Source organism: Aeribacillus sp. SP014 (genome assembly GCF_054055575.1).
On the sequence record NZ_JBSRXI010000001.1, the window covers coordinates 1,449,093 to 1,468,661 of the forward strand.

General features: G+C 40.7%; 16 protein-coding genes. 11 read left to right on the forward strand and 5 right to left on the reverse strand.

Translation table 11 applies throughout. The features are described 5' to 3' along the window. Position 1: 1 nt before the first annotated feature. From cobS to ACVIJU_RS07200, 6 genes are all read left to right on the forward strand, one after another. Positions 2-799: an adenosylcobinamide-GDP ribazoletransferase gene (gene cobS / locus ACVIJU_RS07175; protein WP_161939836.1), complete on the forward strand. Its 798-nt coding sequence runs from the start codon at positions 2-4 to the stop codon at positions 797-799. Then, positions 757-1,767 carry a bifunctional adenosylcobinamide kinase/adenosylcobinamide-phosphate guanylyltransferase gene (locus tag ACVIJU_RS07180; RefSeq protein ID WP_456687426.1) on the forward strand — a complete coding sequence of 337 codons (1,011 nt, stop codon included), beginning with the start codon at positions 757-759 and terminating at the stop codon, positions 1,765-1,767. Before cobS ends, ACVIJU_RS07180 begins: the two co-directional genes overlap by 43 nt. A gap of 73 nt (positions 1,768-1,840) precedes the next feature. After that, the gene (locus ACVIJU_RS07185; RefSeq protein ID WP_063389398.1) at positions 1,841-2,350 is read left to right on the forward strand and encodes an ECF transporter S component; all 510 of its coding nucleotides are present in this window, start codon (positions 1,841-1,843) and stop codon (positions 2,348-2,350) included. Continuing rightward, positions 2,316-3,035 carry an AIR synthase related protein gene (locus ACVIJU_RS07190; protein WP_063389397.1) on the forward strand — a complete coding sequence of 240 codons (720 nt, stop codon included), beginning with the start codon at positions 2,316-2,318 and terminating at the stop codon, positions 3,033-3,035. The genes ACVIJU_RS07185 and ACVIJU_RS07190 overlap by 35 nt, the downstream gene beginning before the upstream one ends. A gap of 287 nt (positions 3,036-3,322) precedes the next feature. Then, positions 3,323-3,724, forward strand: coding sequence for a MerR family transcriptional regulator (locus tag ACVIJU_RS07195; RefSeq protein ID WP_063389396.1), 402 nt, complete (start codon positions 3,323-3,325; stop codon positions 3,722-3,724). Positions 3,725-3,810: 86 nt separating this feature from the next. Further along, on the forward strand, positions 3,811-5,106 hold the full coding sequence (locus ACVIJU_RS07200) for a hemolysin family protein (RefSeq protein ID WP_063389395.1): 1,296 nt from the start codon (positions 3,811-3,813) through the stop codon (positions 5,104-5,106). A 592-nt stretch (positions 5,107-5,698) separates the two neighbouring features. Here ACVIJU_RS07200 and ACVIJU_RS07205 read toward each other — a convergent pair. From ACVIJU_RS07205 to ACVIJU_RS07215, 3 genes are all read right to left on the reverse strand, one after another. After that, positions 5,699-8,344, reverse strand: coding sequence for a DUF2309 domain-containing protein (locus tag ACVIJU_RS07205; protein WP_063389394.1), 2,646 nt, complete (start codon positions 8,342-8,344; stop codon positions 5,699-5,701). Beyond that, a complete protein-coding gene (locus ACVIJU_RS07210; RefSeq protein WP_063389461.1) occupies positions 8,337-9,836 on the reverse strand; it encodes an NADH dehydrogenase subunit 5 in 1,500 nt (499 codons plus the stop codon). Before ACVIJU_RS07210 ends, ACVIJU_RS07205 begins: the two co-directional genes overlap by 8 nt. A 349-nt stretch (positions 9,837-10,185) precedes the next feature. Continuing rightward, positions 10,186-10,554 carry a DUF2294 domain-containing protein gene (locus ACVIJU_RS07215; RefSeq protein ID WP_063389393.1) on the reverse strand — a complete coding sequence of 123 codons (369 nt, stop codon included), beginning with the start codon at positions 10,552-10,554 and terminating at the stop codon, positions 10,186-10,188. 772 nt (positions 10,555-11,326) lie between these two features. Here ACVIJU_RS07215 and ACVIJU_RS07220 point away from each other — a divergent pair. From ACVIJU_RS07220 to ACVIJU_RS07240, 5 genes are all read left to right on the forward strand, one after another. Continuing rightward, positions 11,327-12,682 carry an aspartate kinase gene (locus ACVIJU_RS07220; RefSeq protein ID WP_063389392.1) on the forward strand — a complete coding sequence of 452 codons (1,356 nt, stop codon included), beginning with the start codon at positions 11,327-11,329 and terminating at the stop codon, positions 12,680-12,682. Between the two features lie 606 nt (positions 12,683-13,288). Next, positions 13,289-14,389, forward strand: coding sequence for a methyl-accepting chemotaxis protein (locus ACVIJU_RS07225; RefSeq protein ID WP_456687427.1), 1,101 nt, complete (start codon positions 13,289-13,291; stop codon positions 14,387-14,389). A gap of 28 nt (positions 14,390-14,417) precedes the next feature. Next, positions 14,418-15,017: a methyl-accepting chemotaxis protein gene (locus ACVIJU_RS07230; protein ID WP_456687428.1), complete on the forward strand. Its 600-nt coding sequence runs from the start codon at positions 14,418-14,420 to the stop codon at positions 15,015-15,017. 210 nt (positions 15,018-15,227) lie between these two features. Beyond that, positions 15,228-15,689: a MarR family winged helix-turn-helix transcriptional regulator gene (locus tag ACVIJU_RS07235; RefSeq protein WP_063389390.1), complete on the forward strand. Its 462-nt coding sequence runs from the start codon at positions 15,228-15,230 to the stop codon at positions 15,687-15,689. A gap of 94 nt (positions 15,690-15,783) precedes the next feature. Then, positions 15,784-17,436: a bifunctional diguanylate cyclase/phosphodiesterase gene (locus ACVIJU_RS07240; RefSeq protein ID WP_066250835.1), complete on the forward strand. Its 1,653-nt coding sequence runs from the start codon at positions 15,784-15,786 to the stop codon at positions 17,434-17,436. Positions 17,437-17,569: 133 nt separating this feature from the next. Here ACVIJU_RS07240 and ACVIJU_RS07245 read toward each other — a convergent pair whose 3' ends face one another. Both ACVIJU_RS07245 and ACVIJU_RS07250 read right to left on the reverse strand, forming a co-directional pair. Further along, on the reverse strand, positions 17,570-17,668 hold the full coding sequence (locus tag ACVIJU_RS07245; RefSeq protein WP_063389388.1) for a YjcZ family sporulation protein: 99 nt from the start codon (positions 17,666-17,668) through the stop codon (positions 17,570-17,572). A gap of 75 nt (positions 17,669-17,743) precedes the next feature. Beyond that, complete coding sequence (locus ACVIJU_RS07250) at positions 17,744-19,543, reverse strand: DNA ligase D (protein ID WP_130156933.1); 1,800 nt, start codon at positions 19,541-19,543, stop codon at positions 17,744-17,746. Positions 19,544-19,569 lie beyond the last annotated feature (26 nt).

Here is a 19,569-nt window from a genome sequence, read left to right on the forward strand (position 1 = left end):
GATGAGAACAGCCAGACAAATGACGGAAGGTTTTTTTCTTGCGCTCCAGTTTTTCACGATCATTCCGATTCATAGGGAGATCCCAATAGATGAGAAACGGATCAAATTCGCGGTGTTAAGTTTGCCGATGATCGGGTTTTTCATCGGTTTGACAGGGAGTTTGATCATGTATATGGCAAAATCTTGGACACCGCTGTCCAATTGGGCTTGCGCTCTTTTTCTTTTATTCTATTTTGTGGCGATAACGGGCGGCATTCATCTTGACGGTTTTACAGATACAGCGGATGCCTATTTTTCTTTTCGCGACAAGGAAAAAAGGCTGAAGATTATGGAAGATCCCAGAGTGGGAACGTTTGGGGTGTTGGCGCTGCTGTTTTTGTCAGCTTTTCGCTTTTTGTTTATGGCGGAAATCATCGGCGCAATCGACAATTTTTGGTTTGCTGTGTTCATTCCGTTTTTTTCCCGTCTCATCGTTTGCGCTCTAATGATTGATGGTCCGGGAATGGCGAAACGGGAAGGGCTTGGGTACTTGTTTGCTAAAACGCTTGCCAAAAAAGATTTCGCCGTTCTGATCGGTTATTTGTTATGTTTTTTCATCGCCGTCCCCATGATCCCGGGTTTACCTGCCGTTTATCTTTTGATGGCCTTATCGTCTATTTTTCTTTATATGTACGCCCGCCGGTTTTTCCTTCAATCGTTCGGCGGCTTAACAGGAGATTCCTTTGGAGCAGTGATTGAAGGGAGTGAGACAGTTTTATGGATGGTAACGTGGTTGTTACTCTTATACGTCATGGGTTGACAGAAGCAAATAGACAAAAACGCTATATCGGCTGGACGGATGAAGCGCTGTGTGAAGAAGGAAAAAAAGCTTTGGAAAAAAGCCATTATCCAAAAGCTCCTGATCTGGTAATAGCAAGCGATTTGCAACGCGCTGCAGAAACGGCCGGCATCATTTACCCAAAACAAAAATTCGTTGCCTTAAAAGAACTTAGGGAAATGAATTTCGGCGATTGGGAACAGAAAACCTATTCCGAACTGAAAGGAGATGCCCGCTATCAAAGCTGGCTTCGCGATATGCTGCATCATGAAGTGCCAAACGGAGAATCGTATCCAACATTTTCAGAAAGGGTCAAAAGAGGGTGGGAAAAGACGGTCACCTATTTTTTTGATGAAACCATTTCCCACATTGCAATGATCACTCATGGCGGCGTCATTCGCGAGATCCTTTATCGGTATGGACCCGAAGGATCATCTTATTGGCAATGGCGCTTGGATCATGGAGCGTATTGTTCATTGACAGAAAAGCGAACAGATGTAAGGAGGGGAAAGCGGTGCATGTTGTTGTCGGCGGAGCGTTCAACGGAAAAAGAAAATGGGGTGAAAGAGCATTACCGGCTGCAATCCGGCGCTTGCAAATGGTTTTGCGGCTACGTGAATAATGCCAAAATGTCTGAAATTTATGAGACGGAGCATTTTCAAAAAATAACGGTCATTGAAGGAATTGAACAGTATATTTTTCATCTGATCGATCAATCGTCGGACTGGCAAAAAAAATGGGAAAAGATGATTTTCAGCTGGCATGAGTGGGAAGTAAAAAAGAGAGGAACAGTCATTATTATTGCCAATGATATTACAAAAGGCGTTGTTCCAATTGACCCATTGGAACGCAAGTGGCGGGATGCATGCGGGAGCTGCCTCCAACAATTGATTGCGAAAGCAGGACGCGTCGATATGATTTGGTATGGAATCAGTGAAAGATTAAAATAAAAGTACGGTTAAACTTCTTTCATTCGTTATATTAATGGGAAGATTGCGCAATTAAAAAGAAAGAGGGAACAGAATGAAACAATATGCGTATTTGATAATGTTTATTGCCCTTTCCGTTGTCGGGGCATTTATAAAAATTCCCGCATATATTTCAAGTGTTGCGCTTGATTCATTTCCAGCCCTTGTGGCCGCTGTTCTATTAGGGCCGGTTGCGGGAGCTGTTGCGGCTTTCTTTGGCCATATCATGTCCAGCTATCTCGCTGGTTTTCCGTTAGGAGCGCTTCATGCAATGATTGCAGTCGAAATGTTTTTGCTTGTTTGGGCATTTGGGGTGATTTACAGAAAAAACAAATACGCAGCAGCCGTTTTCTTTTTTATCGCCAATGGTTTTTTAGCTGCAGTTCCTTTTTCCTTTCTGATCGGGAAAGGCTTTTATTTCGGGTTGCTGCCGGGATTGGTCATCGGTACAGCCATCAATTTAATGATTGGTCATATCGTAACCATAAAACTTGTTCCTATTTTAGAAAAACAAAAAGGGGTTCACCGCCATGAGAGACGTTATCATGATTCCGATATCAAATGATGAAGATCTTGTGATTGCCGCTGACAATTCCGGCGGTGTGGGACAAAAATTGTTCGATTACGTCAAAGTTGATTATGAAACGGTCGCTTATTATGGTTTAAGAGTAGCTTTATCCGAATGTTTAACAGTGGGGGCAAAGCCTCTTGCCATCGTCATGCAAAACCTCATCGGTGAAGAAGAATGGTCTCATTTGCAAAAAGGCTGTCAAACCCTTTTCTCGGAACTTAAGTGCGAACCGATTCCCATAACCGGAAGCACAGAAAGCAATTTCAAGATGGTTCAGTCCGCTTTTGCGATCATGGTCATCGGGAAGGTGAGAAGAGCAGACATCAAGGTTCGGAAAACGCCAAGCCATGCGAAATTTGCCTGCATCGGAAAACCGCTGTGCGGAGGCGAAGTAATCGAAAAAAAACATGAAATCGGGCCTCTGCCAATCATAAAAAAACTATTGGAATTGCCGTATGTGTTTGAAATCGTTCCGATCGGCTCAAAAGGAGTTCAATATGAATGGAAAAAGCTTTGTGAAGAAAACAAGTTAGATTATTGCCAAATCACTTCAACAGAAATTGATATAACAAAATCGGCCGGACCTGCCACATGTTTTTTAATCTCGTTTCATCCAGACCGAACCGAAGACATTGCCAAAGCGGCAGGCGGGCATTTTTTCCAACTTAATACAAAATGAGGGTTCGAAAATCATGAGCCCAAACTATTAACTTGTTTCCTGTATTTTGCCAAAAGGAGAAAGTGACTTTCATTTTGCTAACCAATTTTTTTACAAAATGAAATTTATTTTTGAAACAGTTCCTAAATAGGCCTTGAACTAAAAATCAAACTGCGAAAGTAAGTTAGACATAAATGAAAAGTTTTTTGCTTGTTTTCCAAAACTAAAACGTTGACTGTACGGTTAATTTTTTGTAAATTAAAAATAATTCTATAAGCAGGGGTGAATGTATTGGGAAGTATTTTAGAATTGGAGAGTTAGCCGAGAGAACGAACGTATCAAAGCGAACGATCGATTATTATACAAAGATCGGCTTATTGCACCCGCGGCGCTCTGATTCCAATTATCGCCTGTATGATGAAGAGGCGGTTGAAGCGATTGAAATGGTGAAGCGGTATAAAAAGATGAACTGTCCGCTTTATGAAATTAAAGATATCATTGATATGTTGCAATCAAAAAAACTATCAAATAAAAGTTTGGAAATGCATGTCGACCATATTGCCCAACTTATGCAAAATCTTGAAAAAGAAATAAAAGACATGCAGCAACTGATGGATCATATGAACAGGGAACAGCGCACCATCATAAGGGAAAAGTTGTCTAAGCAAAGTGCCAATTTGGTGAGGGCGCTGCTGGCAATTTATTATTAATCATATTCGCTTTTAAGAAAATACTAAATAAAAGTAAGATTACAGGAGGTGTATTCCTTACTGTTTAGAAGCGGTAAGGGAGATATTTGGAAATTTTCAATTTGCTTATAGTGGCATTTTTAATCGCCCTCTCAGGTTTTTTTGTGGCATCGGAATTCGCTATTGTCAAAGTCCGAACTTCAAGAATCGATCAGCTCATTTCGGAAGGAAATAAACAAGCGATTGCAGCCAAGAAGGTTATATCCAATTTAGACGAATATTTATCAGCTTGTCAGCTGGGAATTACGATTACATCTCTAGGATTGGGCTGGATCGGTGAATCTACGATTGAGCATTTATTGCACCCTGTGTTTGTTTATTTTCAGCTTCCAGCCTCGGTTACAACCATTTTATCTTTTGTAATCGCCTTTTCCGTTGTTACGTTTTTGCATGTTGTTGTCGGCGAATTGGCGCCGAAAACATTCGCCATACAAAAAGCGGAACATATCACGCTGCTTTTTGCCCGTCCGCTCATTTTGTTCGACAAAGTCATGAAACCGTTTATTAAGATTTTAAACGGCGCTGCCAGGCTTTTGACGGGCTTGTTTGGCCTCAAGCCCGCAAAAGAGCATGAAATAGCCCATTCGGAGGAAGAATTGCGCATAATTTTGTCTGAAAGCTATAAAAGCGGGGAAATCAATCAGTCGGAATATAAATATGTCAACAACATTTTTGAGTTTGACAACCGCATTGCAAAAGAAATCATGGTTCCAAGAACAGAAATTGTTGCTTTTGACAAAGACATGAAATTAAAAGACTGCATTGAGATTGTCATGGAGGAGCATTATACGCGCTATCCTGTATTTAACGGCGATAAAGATAATATGATCGGAATCGTAAACATGAAGGAAGTGCTCACCGACTATGTCAAAGGTATCCAAGGAGAAAAAACGGTGGGCGAATATGTGCGGCCAGTCATACATGTCATTGAAACCATTCCGATCCATGACCTATTGGTTAAAATGCAAATGGAACGCATTCATATGGCCATTTTAATTGACGAATACGGCGGGACGGCTGGTCTAGTGACAGTCGAAGATATTTTGGAGGAAATTGTCGGGGAAATTCGCGATGAATTCGATGCGGATGAAACGCCGCAAATTAAGAAAATTACTGATTCGAAAACGGTTGTCGATGGAAAAGTTTTGATAGAAGAAGTCAATGATATTTTTGGCCTCCAGATTAAAGAGTCCGATGTTGATACTATCGGCGGATGGATTTTAACCCAAAAGATGGATGCGAAAGTCGGAGATGAAATTGATTATGACCAATATTCGTTTAAAATTTTAGACATGGACGGGTTTCATGTTAAAACGGTTGAAATTGCTGAAAGAGAATCATGAAATAACGAAGATGTTACTAAAGATTTTCTTTTTTGAAGGACAATAAAAAAACAATAAGATCAAATTAAGATCCACCGCTATCATTGCGGCAGAGATTCTTTACTATTCTTTTATATATAAAAGAAAATCTTGTTTTTGCAGAAGAGATTTTCAGAAACAAGCTCTTCCATACAAGCCATTTGTTCTTTATTAGTCATTAACATGGTTATCAACTTCAACTTAAGCGGCGAATGAATAAAGATTCCAAACAACAGTAAAGGCTGTCGGGAAACAATCCGACAGCCTGATTTTCACTTCACAACTTTTTGAAAACGTCATGTTTTGCTTTGACATTTACAAAAAAGAATGGAGAGTAGACGGCTTCCTCTTACATAGTGATCACGGGTTCATCAAGTCAATATAACTGCAAAATGAACCCAAGATTGTTTTAGAAAAATATAGAAAACTTCTCCGGAGAATTTAAGGAAGAGTGTTCCAATCTGTACTTTTTTCGATCAGGGTTCCTGTACGACAAATATGTCCACTTGACAACAATCAACGGTTTAATACTGCTTCAATAGCTTTTTATTCTTGCTACTCCACAAGGGTCACTTCAAATTGGCTCGGTATAAAACTCGCCATGAATCCTATCAAACTTCCATTTTAACCAAGCCCCTGTTTCAGGTTCAATGGAAGAAAGACGGAGCCATCCGTTTTTCACTTTTTGACGGAAAAAGGGATTGTCCCGGAGCAGCCGCTCGATATAAAAACGCGGTGCTTCAATGATCAAGAGTAAACGAAGGGGGGAATGGAACAGCTCCCCGTCGGAAGAAGAAACCGACTGCCACGGAAGACCGGAAAGCAAGTCGCTCCCATTCCCTTGCATCACCCCGAATCCACCTGTAACCGTCTGCGTAGTTTTGCTGCCGCTTCCGTAATAATGCGGTGCAACGGTTGATGCGTAATATTGCAAATTGATCCATTGCCCGACCGTAGCAGGACCGGAGATGATATTTTCAAGTGCTTCGCCGGATTGGTCTTTTCGCCAGTCATAGCTGTGTAAAAACACTTTCCCGTCTAAATGGCAATGTTTTGTAAGCGTCCTGCGGCCGATAATAAAGGCTGCGTTTCCAGCTAATCCCCATTCAGGACGGATTTCGCTCCAATCGACGGAACGGCGGCTCGCCTCAGTCACCGGATTTTTCGATTTGCCGGTGCGAGGGAGATTCGCCAGCCGTTCGGCGTTTGCTTTCCGTCTCACTTCTTCTAGCTTTCCTTCCAGTAAATGGAGTGACTGCTCTGCCTTTTTCGATAAGGTTGGCAAATCGAGAAAGCAGAGTTCGTCGACCGTTGTGATATGTTCCGCTGCCACAAATACGGTCTCATCTGGAATGAAGATCCCTTCCTTCATCAGGCCTTCTCTAACTTCCTGCAAGTTACAAAGGCTTGCAAACACGCGGGCATTAAAAGCTCCGGCTGTTCCGCCGCACGCACCGCAATCAAGGGAGGAGGCATACGGGTTATTCGTTGTCATACTTTCGTGACCGCAGACAACGACAAGGGGGGCAAAAGACGATGTTAACCCGATATTTGTTAACAATTGTTTTACGTACTGAACTTGTTCTTCTGTTGTAAACCCGATGGGTAAACCGGATGATGAACAAGATTTTTCATAATGCAATGACAAGTTTGTCGGCGGCTTCCGTTCAGCTGTTTTTTCAGCTTGCTGGAGAAAATGGCCCGCCCATCTAGGGGCAATGCTTCTGGCGATTGTATGCAAACCAAGCCATGGGCCGCTCATTTCTGGAAGCAATAAACTCGCTAATGCATCTTTTTTCATTTTTTTAAAAGTGTCCCCGATGAACTGATATACATTGAGCCGGCGACGGAATTTTGAAACATCATCTCGTGCAGATTCGTATATTTCATGCTTCGGCTCAATGATCACAGGACAAGAAGGATGGGTATGGTCACTGTCAAGTTCACGTGTTAGGATCGGCAAGCCGAAAAATCCTGCGCAACCGTACGTTTCAAATGGACCGGATTCCTCTAAATGACGGCGAAAGGGCTCGGAACGGACATCAATGCAAAAAAGAAGCTGGACGGCGGCCTGCTCTTTTTGTCCAGTGTATGGACGGGATGCAATTTTTTCTTGCAGTCGGGATTCGTACGTCTCTTCCCACGCCTCGAGCCAAAGGTGATAACGATTGATCCGCCAAAACCGGTCGGCAAACAATAAACAGGATGTCATTTCATCTTTCGACAATTCCCTCCACTCATCCACAGATATTCCTCCCCAATGGATCCAGGCGGCCAAAAGGGGAAGTAAACTTGAAACGTCAGCCTTTTTCTCCTGTTCCAGCGGCAAGTAAGGGGCGGCAAATGCCCATTCTAACGAAAGACGAATGGCTAAATAATCAACTAACAGTTGGAGGCCTTCTCCACTTTGCTGAGAACGCCACTTTAACATGCCGGCCCATCCCGGCAATGCAAGAAGATGAGATTCTAAATAGTCTTTCGCCTTTTCATCGTCTATATCAAGCAGCGACAGCGAAAACAACAGTGCTGTTTCCGCATCTTCCGGCCAGTCAGCAAGGCGTTTTCGCTCATTTTTTGAAAGAGCCGGATCGTTTTGGATAAGTTTGTGCCAAGCAGGATAGAATCCCTGTTCCCGGAATGGCATTGCCCATGCAGCCTGATTTTCATCCAAATATAGTTTGCACCATTTGATCATTTGTTGATCAAGCCGTTCGTCTAGCTTTTTCATACGGGCGCTAATCGGTTTCACCACCGCTGCATTTGTGGAACCGATCAACTCGGCTATTTCCGCCGCCAGCTCGTTCAGTTCTGGTGAATCTAACCATTGATGCGGTACGGTTTCGTTCCACAAAAGTGCACGGCACAACTGTTCCGCTTTGTGGCGATGAACGGGCAGAGACTGCTCGGAAAGCCAGTTCTCCAGCTGTTTTTCAACGAAGGAGGAATCGATTTCGCCTCTAGAGAGAGCTTTGCGTACAACCGGCATTGTCGGATACAGGTGAACATGCAGGTTTTGTTGAAAATGCTCGGCTACTTCGGTAAACGGCATATGTTCAAGTTCCATCCACGGATGCCGTGCAATGAATGTTGAAATCGGCCAAAGAGGAGCAATTGCATCGCATGCCTGTTCCACGAGCTGAAGAATAGAGCGGGACACATCTTTCTTATTTCGTTTACTTTGCTCTTCAGGACGTTCAAGTGAAATCACTGTTTTACTCATGAGTCTTCTCCTCCTTCAAATATGCATGTAAGTAATAGGGGTGCCGTTCAACTGCAGGCAGACTAGGCTCACTAAAATGGACAAGCCGCATATAAAATCGGGCAGCAACACCGGAAGAACGGTGTTTAAAGAACTGTGTTAACGCCAATGAGAAAACAATAAACAGAATGAAAGCAAACCATTCAAGGGCAAGCGGAGGCGCAAAGTGAGAAGCCTCTACTTTATGCAGCATGGCCATTAGTCCGCTGCGCACTTCTTCTGAAATAAATGCCAGTATCGCTGCTAGTGCCAACCCAAGCCATCGGCCTTCTCTGAAAAGCGCAAATCTGCTCCATGCAATCGTCATGGACGAACCAAGAAGCAAAGCGCTCAATAGGCGCGCCGGCTCTTCCGGCGAAACGGACCAGAAGCCGAATCCAAGTGCCAAGCCAAGCATCGTGCCGACAAACCTATGTCCTTTTTTGTGCACCAATGTTTGTGCCGAATGTCCCGGACGGGGAACAGCCGAACCGGACTGTAAAAATAAAGTTGCTTTAAAAAAGCCGTGCAAAATAAGATGAATGACTGCCGCCTCGTAAGCGCCTAATGCACATTGAATAAGCATCATACCCATTTGTGCCATCGTTGAGGCGACTAGTTGACGTTTATAATCCACTTGAACGAAACTGACGCCGGTACCGATCATGACGGAAATAAACGCGATTAGAAGAAGGAGAGCGTGTGTGACTGTGTCCGTAAACAACGGTGAGAAATGCCAAAGCAAAAGTCCTCCGGCATTGACAAGACCGGCGTGCATCACAGCCGAAACCGGCGTCGGCGTTGCCGCAGATTCAAGCAGCCAACGGTGGAAAGGCCATTGCCCGGCAGGAATGATGGCCGCCAAAATAAGCAGCAAGCTTATTCCGGCTGTCTCCCACCATTTAAGATGAGACAACTTATCCGTTGATAAAGCGCCCGATAACTTCCACTCTCCAGTCGCATGAAACAGCCAGACAGACACTGCACATACCGCAAGGGAAGAAACAAAAAACATTGTTCCCATTTGCACCGCTTCAGCTTTTGCCGGCCGCCATTCTTTTTTTAAAGCCGTCAAAAAGACAAGACCGAAAAGAGGCATAGCCCAGCAAATGCTAAACAGGCGTAGATCATCAGTCATCCAAGTGCTTGCGGCAGAGCCGGTTGTCCATGTCAAGAATAGAAAATATAGCCGGTAGACTCGATCCCCATGCAAATATCGAATGGAAAACCGCTGGATGATAAAGCCGAGTGTTGAAATATAGACCGCCATCATCCAGCTAATTGTGTCGAACCGCCATGGTCCGGCTTTTATTTCCGCGCCAGAATAAATCCACCCGAAGAATGCCGAAGCAATCGGCAAAAGAAGCAGGCCGACGTGAACATTTACATACCAGTCGAGCACACGAGGATGCAGATAAATCAATGCGCTTATGAGCACGATCATCAATGCTGCCAGCCATCCGAAAACCAACATTTCTTGCAAATTTCGTTCCTCCTCTTGTGTGACCTTTTTGAAAGAAAAAAACCGGCTATGTCATTCTAAGCAAAACAGCCTTTTTCAAGAAAATGACTGTCTTTTGCCTAAAAATGACGATAGCCGGTTTACCTTAAACCAATTTCGATTGGCTTAGATCTCCCGTTTCAGTTTTCCCATTGTCGGTTTACCTTCAACGAACCTACTAATAGATTCCGTAGGTTTTTTGAAGGTCTGCCGACTTTGGCAATTCTCTCGTATTTTTTCAAAAAAAGTTGTTTTCATTATACATCATCGTTTTCAAGATTGCACGTATTTTTTTAGAGATTTATAGAAAAAGCGTTTACGTTTATTTAAGGAGTTTCTTTTCCAAATTTTGAAACAATTTAAATACCATAATTCGCTCCCCGGTTTGAGTACTAAGGTCCGTATGGAAACTTTTTACTCGCTCTTCTGTAATTTGAAAAATCATTTCTTTCAGTTCATCAACCCCGGATTCGACTAAACTGGAGCGGATTTGTTTCACAGACAACATCCCTTCTTTAGACTCACAGAGGGCATATTCAGCAGGGGTTAGAATACCTTGCAGCGATACAATAATCATATCCCGCAAAATGTCCGTTTTGACGGACACGGATCCGCGTCCAAGAAAATCTTTTTCCCATTTTGTTAATGCTTTGCTGATTTCAGCCTCGATACTGCCTTTCGATTGATTCATGATGTTTCACCTCTCTAACAGGTACATGACAAGGAATTAAAGTTCGAAAATGATAAAACGACTGATACGTTCGTATTCCCTTTTTTGATCAATAATCATTATTATAATCATTATCGGCTTTGGCTGCTAGAAAAAAATCATTCTTTGTTTGAATCAATCATTTTGAAATGGCAATTCCATCATCAATTTAGGAATCCAAAAGAGATTGTAAAGCATGGATAAGAACACCGTTTACCCGAGGCCCAGTCGTCACTCATCTTTTAAGGTTTCTAGAGCGTAAAAGGGAGCACGTCCCCAGTTGTCGAAAAAAGCAGTAGCCATTAACCATCGAACGATAACAATTTTCAACATCCGAGATGTAACCTGTTCAGCGTTTTATCATTGACAAAGATTCAGGTTTTCGCTGCTAAAAAATATCGGAAAATGTTCCAACCAAACAAAGCTGTACGGCGAGATGTATTCTTTGAGCGCTAAAACAGCGTATTTCAACCATAAAGGATCTGGTGAAACGATTGAAACATGATCTAATTTTTCTTCTTGGGTGATATACTAGAAGATATGAAAGACTTGATTCTTCTTCAAGTCATAGAAGAAGGTTGTTGATGAGGAAAACGCACCGTGAACGCAACTAATTAAAAACCGAGAGTTTAGCTGTAATGATCATTTAGGCACTGAAAAAACTATTGCAACAATCAGCATGAAAAGAGATAATAAGATTTATATGGAATTTTATAAAATATTGCTAAAATTATTGGTAGGGGATGTAGTAAATATGAAAGTTGTAAAGTTTGGTGGAACGTCCGTTGCATCAGGACAACAAATTAAAAAAGTGTTCGACATCGTCACATCTGATCCGAAAAGAAAAATTGTCGTTGTTTCGGCTCCTGGCAAAAGATTTAAAGAAGATGTGAAAGTGACCGACTTATTAATAAAGTGCGGGGAAGAATATTTGAACAATGGCAGCGTAAAGGAAACATATGAAGCTGTTGTGAACAGATATGTTGAAATTGCTAAAGAATTAGGATTATCTAATGATATTATTGATCGAATTTCTGCTGATTTGCAAGAAATTTTACATGGGGACAAATCAAATCCTGCCCGTTTTATGGATGCGGTGAAGGCCAGCGGTGAAGATAATAATGCAAAACTGATCACTGCGTATTTTCAATCGCGCGGAGTTGAAGCCCATTATGTGAATCCTAAAGAAGCAGGGCTTATTGTGAGCGATGAACCAGGCAATGCACAAGTGCTGCCGGAAGCCTATGAAAATTTAAAAAAGCTTCGTGATCGCTCAGGAATTCTGATTTTTCCTGGATTTTTCGGCTATTCAAAAGACGGAAAGCTCGTCACCTTTTCACGTGGCGGTTCCGATATAACCGGTTCTATTTTGGCCAACGGGGTCGGAGCGGAAATATATGAAAACTTTACGGACGTAGATGCGGTCTATTCTGTAAATCCAAATTTTGTTGAAAATCCGAAAGAAATTCGGGAGCTTACATATAAAGAAATGCGTGAGTTATCTTACGCTGGCTTTGCAGTATTTCATGACGAAGCACTTATTCCGGCATTCCGTGCAGGAATCCCGGTAAATATTAAAAACACCAATAATCCATCGGCTCCTGGTACAAAAATCGTGCATGAACGAACAGATTCTAACGGTCCTGTCGTAGGTATCGCTAGTGATACCGGTTTTTGCAGCATTTATGTCAATAAATATTTAATGAACAGAGAAATCGGTTTTGGCCGAAGATTGTTGCAAATTTTAGAAGATTTTGGGCTGTCATATGAACATACACCTTCTGGAATTGATGACATTTCTGTCATTTTGCGCCAGGATCAGTTTGATTCGGAAACAGAACGGAAAGTTGTAGAGCGGATCAAAAAGGAACTGGAAGTCGATAATATAGAAGTTGCTTATGATTTAGCGGTAATCATGATTGTTGGCGAAGGAATGCGGAAAAATGTCGGGACGATGGCCCGAGCTGCAACAGCACTTGCTAAAAGCGGAGTGAACCTCGAAATGATTAATCAAGGTTCATCAGAAGTGAGCATGATGTTTGGCGTAAAAGGAACGGATGAAAAGAAAGCCGTACAAGCGTTATATGAGGAGTTTTTTGGGACAACATAACTTAATCAAAATTGTCCACTCGCCTGCAGACAAATTGGATTTTTTGTCTGCAGGCTGTTTTTATGTTGGAAAAGATGCGAAATGCTCAATATTTAAGGTGATCTGGGACTGTTTTCCTAATGAAGGAGCGTTTTTTCTTTGATAATAGCAAGTTCATGCCTCCGTTCCAATTGCATAAATCATGACCTTAAAATGGGCGGTTCATTTTTTGAAAACATATGGCGATTTTATGTCTGCGATTTCACACTGATTAAAAAAGGGATTGTGTGAACGGTGAGTGAGGCGGTCAAGCAACACTGCTGTCATCCTCTCGTCCCCAATAATGCTTGCAAAATTCAAAATTAGTCGTAAGATAATACTGGTTTGTTGTAAAAAGGGAAATAGAAAAGAGCCGCGTTGTTTCTTCTTTGGTAGGATAAACAATAGACAAACAAATTTTGGCAGAAAAAGTTATTGATGTCACCTTAAACGGATCCTATACCTCCTAAAAGCTAGTTGTTAGAAGCATTGTATATGAAACTGGGTCGATTTTACTATTCTTTAAAAATGATGAATTTTGCACCGATATAAATAAAAAAGGGGTTTGGGAAGGGGATCGTAGATCATATGAAAAAGAATAAAACAGTGACAAGGATCACTACTTCCAAAAAGCAAGGCGGATTGAGAAGAAGGCTGCTCAGAAGCTTTGGAATATTAATGCTGCTAACATGTTTAATGGCCGTTATTAATTTTGGGGTCATAAAAAATTTAACAAATCATACGGAAAGCATCATGAAGGAAGATGTAGAAGGACTGATCCAAAACGAGAAAATGCGATACAATATTGCAGAACGCATTTCATTAATAAACCAGTTTCTTCTATATGGGGACCGAGACATTCGTCAAAAATACGAAGAATTGGCAAAACAGAGCAGCGAGATTCAAAAGCAGTTATTGAAATTGAATTCTTCACAGCAAATGAAGGATTTAGTTGCGAAATGCCACCAATGGGAATTGCTTGTCCGACACGAGGTTTTATTCGACTATGATATGGGGAAAAAGAATGATGCTTTAAAGCAAATGAAAGAAAGTGTACAACCGCTTGGGGAAACGATTATTCAAGAATTTGAAAAAGTGACGTCAGATCGACAAAACGATGTAATCAAAAGCGGAAATAATATGATTCAACTTAGCAATCTATCTATCATCATCATATTAGCTGTTTTGGCCTCCATACTTTTAATCGGTTTCATCATGTCCTTTAAAATGGCTCGTTCCATTACGAATCCTTTGATCAAAATCGCCGGCCAAATGGAGCAAATATCTAAGGGAAATCTAATATTGGAACCGTTATCAATAAAGTCGAAGGATGAAATCGGCGAATTGATGGAAGCTGTCAACGAAATGGGGAATCAGCTTCGAAAGATCGTGCAAGACATTCATCATGCTTCAGATACTATGTCAAAACAAAGCAGCGATTTGCTTTCTTCCTCTAAAGAGCTAAAAGAAGGAAGCAACCAAATCGCTGCGACGATGCAAGAGCTGTCGGCTGGAGCAGAATCGCAAGCTAATTCTGCCTCAGAGCTTTCTGAAGCAATGGGTATGTACATGGATAAGATTTATCAAATACATAGGAATGGAAAAGAAATGTTTGATAAATCGAGAGAAGTGCTGGAGTTGACGGACAATGGCAGCAAGCTGATGAATCAATCGAAAAAAACTTTTTGATTATATGTTTACAGGCATGCAAAGCAATATGAAAAAAATTAAAAAACTTGATGAACGCTCAAAACAAATTTCCAAACTCGTTGAAGTTATTCAATCTATAGCTGATCAAACAAATTTGCTCGCGCTAAATGCAGCGATTGAAGCGGCTCGAGCGGGGGAACATGGAAAAGGATTTGCAGTAGTTGCAGACGAGGTCAGAAAATTGGCTGAACAAGTTTCCAGTTCCGTTGTGGATATTCAAAAAATCGTGGAAGAAGTCCATAGCGAGACGAATAAAGTGACGAAAAGCTTTGAATTAGGATTTCAACAAGTAGAATCGGGAATGGATTCAATGAACGAAACGAGTGCCGCATTTCAACAAATTAAAGAAACGATTAAAGAAATTTCCGAAAGAATCAACAATGCTCAAAATGATTTAACTGACATGTTATCAACGAGCGAATCGATTAATGATTCGATTTCCAACATCGCATCGATTTCGGAAGAGGCGGCTGCAGGTATTGAACAAACATCAGCTTCAGCAGCAACGGCAAATGGATCAGCGGCAACCATTGCTTCACATGCCGAATCCATGTCAAATCTGGCTGAAGATTTGCAATCTTTAGTGAAAAGGTTTCAAGTTCAATAATCAATTTTTACGAACCGTATGACAAAATAAAAGGATGAATGGACTGTAAAGCGTGCAAGCATCTTGCTGCACGCTTTTATTTTTTTCGATAAGAAAAGATTTTGACTGACTGTTTGGTAGAGCACACTTTTAAAATGACAGCGTTTACATAAACTGTTTTTTCCATTAAAATGAGCATTATAAAATAAAAAAAGGAAAAGGGGATTGGAAATGTTTTTTTCCTATACTCAAGAAGAAATGGAGAGGGCTTTAAACTTGTTTCATACGCTTGCAAAAGCGTATAAAAACGTTTCGGATCACGCCAATCGAGACAGCAAGGAGCATGGTTTGAATCCAACCGAATATGCTGTATTGGAGCTTCTGTACATAAAGGGTCCGCAAAAACTTCAGCAAATCGGGTCAAAACTATTGCTTGTCAGCGGTAATGTAACTTATGTTATTGACAAGCTTGAAAAAAACGGATGGATTTATCGGGAAAAAAATCCGAAAGATAAACGGTCAGTTTATGCAAATTTATCGGAGAAGGGGCGCCAATATTTTGATGAAATATATCCGATCCGCGCCTTAAGGATGGCGAGAGTTTTTTCCGGCCTATCCGAAGAAGAACAAGTGCAATTGATCGAACTGTTAAAAAAAGCTGCAGACTCCAGCAATAGTGTGCTGTTTCGATAATTTTTATGAATGAAATTCTATGTAATTATTGAATAAAGCTATGTTTATACCGATATAAAAAATGAGAACCCATAGTTGAGGAAGTGTTAAAATAATGGATCGCCTTTTTCAACAATTTTATGACCTCATTTTTCAATTTCACCCTGATATGATCGTTTTTTGTGATCCAAGCGGATTGGTCAAGGAAGGCAACCGAATGGCTGCGCATTTTTTGCAAAAGAAAGGTTCGATTTATCATTTTTTTCATACTTCATCCAGAAAAGAGATTCAGCATCTTTTTGAACAGGTGAGGATAACCGGCGAACCTGCAACTTTTGAGGCAGTTGTTGAGGAAACGCCTTCGTCCATCTTATGCCTTCCTTTATATAGCAATAATTTTTTTTATGGTTATGCGCTGATTATAAGAGATATTTCAAAAGTAAAGGAAGCGGATGAGAAGATTCAATATTTAACGCAATTTGACGATTTGACAAAGCTGCCAAATGAACAAGCTACTTTCAACCGTTTAGAGTATTTATGCCAAACAGAAAAAAATCCTGCTGCAGTTGTGAAGTTTCAAATTAACCGCTATAAATACATAAACGAAATTTTTGGGAAAGATATTAGTAATGAAGTGATTAAGTCATTTGCAAGGCAGTTAAGAAATATTTTTCCCGATACATACTTTATAGGTCGTCTGTCAAATGACGAGTTTTTAGTTATTGTTTACAATGTTGTAAATAAAGATGAGATGATTCGTGATATTGTGCATCGTATCAATAAGCTGGAAGATATACTTGTCATCAACGATTTGGAAATTTATTACGACTACAGCATTGGCATCGTGTTTTACCCGGTTCATGGAAGAACGCCGAAAACTTTAATTAAAAATAGTGAAATTGCTATCAAAATGGGGAAAGAAAAAAACGAGCGCATTGCCCAATTTAATAATCATAACAGCAAATCGATCGAAAGAAGAATTTTTATAGAAAATGAGCTTTACAAAGCTGTGAAAAAAAGAGAATTATGTTTATATTATCAACCGATCGTCGATACAAAAGAAAAAAAAATTACCGGCTTTGAAGTGCTGCTCAGATGGAAACATAAAGAGCTTGGGATGATTCCCCCTTCAGAATTTATACCGATTGCGGAAGATACAGGGCTTATCGTAGAAATCGGCAAATGGAGCATGGAAAAAGCTTGCCAGCAATTAAAGGAATGGAGAGATAAGGGCTTCCGTGACTTGAAAATCAGTGTCAATTTATCTATTAAACAATTTTACCAGCATGATGTTGTGAAAATGATTACGGATTACTTGACGATGTATGAAATTCCGCCTGAATGCTTTGAGCTTGAATTTACCGAAACCGTCCCAATGTACAATTTTGAATGGTTTTTGGAAATCATCCGCAAGTTAAAGAAACTAAATATAGGTCTGAGCATCGATGATTTCGGAACAGGCTATAGTTCGCTCAGCTATTTAACGAAGCTGAAGCTGGATAAAATTAAAATTGACCGTTCTTTTATTCAAAACATTTATTTAGAGCACGACCACAATGTCGTTGTAAAAACGATTATTGCTCTAGCGCAAAATTTGAAGCTTTCCATCGTAGCGGAAGGCGTCGAAAAAAAAGAACAAGTATTTTTTCTGAATCGCCACCATTGTTTTCAAATGCAAGGTTTTTATTTCAGCAAGCCTGTTTCATCTGATGAAGCATTCCAACTTTTGCAAAATTGGCCTGAAAAGAAAAAGCAATTGTTCATTTGAAAATCTTGATCGTCGGATTTAGATTGATTACTCTTAAAAAAATATTCTGCTTTTAACAGGTGAAACCGGCAATTTTGCCGGTTTCAACGAGAGAATAAGCTCTGGCATTTTTGAAAAAGTCAAAATGTAATATTTACCATCCCCACCAAGATGCTCCGACAATAATGAGAAGGATGAACAGAACGACGATTAACGCAAAGCCTCCGCCGTATCCTCCAGATACTCCAGACATATGAAAACCTCCCTGTGAAATGTTTTATTACAGTTATAAACTATGCTGAAGAAGCTCAAGTTGTATAGGCGGTTTTCATAATAAATGCTCGACAATGGCCTTAATTTTTTCATGCTGATCGATGGAAAAATAATGTTTCATTGGACAAATACCTGATTTTACCCTGTTGATGCAGTAGTCCATTGTAAAAGATTCAGCATCAAGCTGTTCATTGACTTCATTCCAATGAAGCGGAGCGGCAACCGTTCCATTTTCGACTCCTCTGACGGAATAAGGTGAAATGATCGTTTTTCCCTCTGCATGCTGTAAAAAGTCAATATAAAGGCGGCTGCCCCGGTTTTTCTTCAAGCGTTCAATCGTAAATTCGTTCGGATGCTGTTCGGCTAAATAATTAGCGAAAAAAGACGTAAACCGCCTCGTTTCCTCATATGAGAAAATGTTGGTGCCGATCGGAATATGAACTTGAATTCCTTTGTTTCCGGAAAGCTTTGGAAAGGAGGCAATCTCAAACCGATCTAAACATTCCTTCAGCTTGTTTGCAGCATAAACAGCCAAATGAAATTCGTTTTTCGACGGCGGATCTAAATCAAATACAATTTCTGCCGGCTGTTTCTCCTTCCACGTATTAAAGGGGATATGAAATTCAATTGCGAGCTGGTTGCCAAGCCACATAAGCGTTTTTTTATCATTGCAAATGATATAATGAATCCCGTCGATTGTTTTTGTCTGAATAAATTCCGGGGCATAATCAGGACAATTTTTTTGAAAAAATGCTTCTCCCAACAAACCGTGCGGATAGCGGATCACCGTTAAGGGGCGGTCTTTTAAAAATGGAAGCATATAATCGGATATTTCCAATAAATAAAGCAAAAAATCTTGTTTTTGTATATCATGTTTCGGCCAAAGAGGTTTTTCAATATGTGTGACAGCAACATCTTTGACATTGGCTTCAGCCATTTTCAGCTGCAAAAAAGTGCAGTCTGTCCAATCATGTTCCAATGCAAAGGAATGGAAAGAAGGTTCTCTTAAACTGCCGCTGTCAATGGAAAGAAACCGTACTTTCATGCAAATGGCCGGCTCTATAGTATATAGATGGTTTTCCTTTTTTCCTTTCTTTTTTATAATCTCCAACAACGCTTGTTTTTGGTTGTCAGGCATACCGTGAGAAAAAACGCCGGCTTGCACAATTGCTCCTTTATGATGAACAGAAATATGTATGTAGCCGTTGTTTGAATCAAATCCAGTGACAAAAAAGAGCGCTTCTTTAAAGTTTTTGATTTTCAGCCATTGTGATGTTCTTTTCTTGTTCTCATATGTGCTTAACATATGTTTGCAAACAACGCCTTCTCCTTCATGCTGGACAATTTTTTCCCATAATTGGGAAAACTGATGATATGCTTGAATCATTTGGATCGGGACCGGATTCTCTGGACTAACATGCAGCGGTAAACCGAGTTGTTGAAATACGGAGGATAGTAGTTCTTTTCGGCTGGAAAGGGGTTTTTTTGTTATATCCTCTCCTTGCAGCAAAAGTATATCGAAAACGAGAAGCTGATATGCTTCGGTCGTTTCATCGCTTTTTCTTTTCCATTTTCTTTTTAAAGAGGCAACATCAGCGGAAAAAGCTGTTTTGAGCATAACAAGCTCTCCGTCCAAAACAAGCGGAAAAAAAGGACGCCACTTTTCTATTTGTTTTTCGATAAAATGTTTAATTTCCGGGAACGATGGGGATAAATCGTTTCCATTTCGGCTCATGAGAGAAATACGGTCTTCGTCAGCTTGCAATATCGCGCGAAAACCATCATATTTTGGCTCATATAGCCATTGCTCCCCTTCCGGAATATGGAAAGATAATGTCGGCATCATCGGTTGCATAGTGTTCACCCTTAAAGATTGGAGGA

Excerpts from the sequence above, each read along its gene's own strand:
- ACVIJU_RS07215 (WP_063389393.1), bottom strand. The coding sequence starts at position 10,554 with ATGAATCAATCGAAAGGCAGTATCGAGGCTGAAATCAGCAAAGCATTA.
- ACVIJU_RS07180 (WP_456687426.1), top strand. The coding sequence starts at position 757 with ATGGATGGTAACGTGGTTGTTACTCTTATACGTCATGGGTTGACAGAA.
- ACVIJU_RS07250 (WP_130156933.1), bottom strand. The coding sequence starts at position 19,543 with ATGCAACCGATGATGCCGACATTATCTTTCCATATTCCGGAAGGGGAG.
- cobS (WP_161939836.1), top strand. The coding sequence starts at position 2 with ATGAGAACAGCCAGACAAATGACGGAAGGTTTTTTTCTTGCGCTCCAG.
- ACVIJU_RS07245 (WP_063389388.1), bottom strand. The coding sequence starts at position 17,668 with ATGTCTGGAGTATCTGGAGGATACGGCGGAGGCTTTGCGTTAATCGTC.
- ACVIJU_RS07205 (WP_063389394.1), bottom strand. The coding sequence starts at position 8,344 with ATGAGTAAAACAGTGATTTCACTTGAACGTCCTGAAGAGCAAAGTAAA.
- ACVIJU_RS07225 (WP_456687427.1), top strand. The coding sequence starts at position 13,289 with ATGAAAAAGAATAAAACAGTGACAAGGATCACTACTTCCAAAAAGCAA.
- ACVIJU_RS07185 (WP_063389398.1), top strand. The coding sequence starts at position 1,841 with ATGAAACAATATGCGTATTTGATAATGTTTATTGCCCTTTCCGTTGTC.
- ACVIJU_RS07210 (WP_063389461.1), bottom strand. The coding sequence starts at position 9,836 with ATGTTGGTTTTCGGATGGCTGGCAGCATTGATGATCGTGCTCATAAGC.
- ACVIJU_RS07230 (WP_456687428.1), top strand. The coding sequence starts at position 14,418 with ATGAAAAAAATTAAAAAACTTGATGAACGCTCAAAACAAATTTCCAAA.
- ACVIJU_RS07190 (WP_063389397.1), top strand. The coding sequence starts at position 2,316 with ATGAGAGACGTTATCATGATTCCGATATCAAATGATGAAGATCTTGTG.
- ACVIJU_RS07220 (WP_063389392.1), top strand. The coding sequence starts at position 11,327 with ATGAAAGTTGTAAAGTTTGGTGGAACGTCCGTTGCATCAGGACAACAA.
- ACVIJU_RS07235 (WP_063389390.1), top strand. The coding sequence starts at position 15,228 with ATGTTTTTTTCCTATACTCAAGAAGAAATGGAGAGGGCTTTAAACTTG.
- ACVIJU_RS07240 (WP_066250835.1), top strand. The coding sequence starts at position 15,784 with ATGGATCGCCTTTTTCAACAATTTTATGACCTCATTTTTCAATTTCAC.